The following is a 1,331-nucleotide window of genomic DNA, read 5'->3' on the forward strand; positions in this document are numbered from 1 at the left end:
TTAGGGGCATGACCACCGGCTTCTCCGGAGGCAGGGAGGCTCTTCGTAATGTGGATGTGGCGATCGGTGCCGCTGGACGGCCGGGTGAGTACGACCGGAGAGTGCACGTGTTCGACACCAGTGACATCGGCGCCTTCCTCGGGCTGGACGTCGGCAAGGGCGAACACCACGCCACCGCCGTCACCCCCACCGGGAAGAAGGCATTCGACAAGCGGCTTCCCAACAGCGAGCCGAAGCTGCGCGAGGTCTTCGCCAAGCTGCAGGCCAAGCACGGCACCGTGCTCGTGGTGGTCGACCAGCCCGCCTCCATCGGCGCGCTGCCGCTGGCGGTGGCCCGGGACATGGGTTGCCCGGTCGCCTATCTGCCTGGCCTGACGATGCGGCGGATCGCCGACCTCTACCCCGGCGAGGCCAAAACGGACGCCCGCGACGCGTTCATCATCGCGGACGCCGCCCGGGTGATGCCGCACACGCTCCGCTCGGTCGAACTCGAAGACGAGACAATCGCTGAGCTGCAGATGATCGTGGGTTTCGACGACGACCTGGCCGGCGAAGCAACCCGGATCTCCAACCGGCTCCGCGGTCTGCTGACCCAGATCCACCCGCACCTGGAGCGAGTTCTCGGCCCCCGCGTCCAGCACCCGGCGGTCCTGACGCTGCTGGAACGCTTCGGAGCTCCTGCCCAGATCCGCAAGGCCGGACGCCGACGGCTGGTGAACCTCATCCGCCCGAAGGCCCCGCGAATGGCCGAGCGCCTGGTCGAGGACATCTTCACCGCGCTCGACGAGCAGACGGTGATCGTGCCCGGCACCGACGCGGCCGGACTGATCGTGCCCAGCCTCGCCAGCTCGCTCACCGCCGTACTGGACCAGCGCAAACTGCTCGCCGGACGGATCGAGGAACTGCTGGAGGCTCACCCTCTTTTCAAGGTCCTGACGTCCATGCCGGGGATCGGCGTCAGGACTGGAGCAAGGATCCTCATCGATGTCGGTGATGGCAGCAGTTTCCCGAGCGCCGCCCACCTGGCGGCCTACGCGGGTCTCGCCCCGGCGACTCGCAGCTCCGGCTCCTCGATCCGAGGCGAACAACCATCCCGCCGCGGCAACAAACAGCTGAAGAGGGCCTTCTTCCTCTCGGCGTTCGCCTCCCTGGCCGACCCGGCCTCCAGGACCTACTACGACAAGAAGATCGCCCAGGGCAAGCACCACACCCAAGCCCTCCTCTGCCTCGCCAGACGCCGAGCCGACGTCCTCTTCGCGATGCTTCGCGACGGCACCTTCTACGACCCGCAACCTGCCCCCACAGCTTGACGAAACCCATAGGGGCACCCC

1 protein-coding gene is annotated in these 1,331 nt (G+C 67.6%); it reads left to right on the forward strand.

Going from position 1 to position 1,331, the window contains the following annotated elements; translation table 11 throughout:
* Positions 1-107 precede the first annotated feature (107 nt).
* Complete coding sequence (locus KN815_RS20335) at positions 108-1,310, forward strand: IS110 family RNA-guided transposase (RefSeq protein WP_216343372.1); 1,203 nt, start codon at positions 108-110, stop codon at positions 1,308-1,310.
* The last annotated feature ends 21 nt before the right edge of the window (positions 1,311-1,331 follow it).

Origin of the sequence: Streptomyces niphimycinicus (genome assembly GCF_018883605.1) — a bacterium.
Taxonomy (GTDB): domain Bacteria; phylum Actinomycetota; class Actinomycetes; order Streptomycetales; family Streptomycetaceae; genus Streptomyces; species Streptomyces niphimycinicus.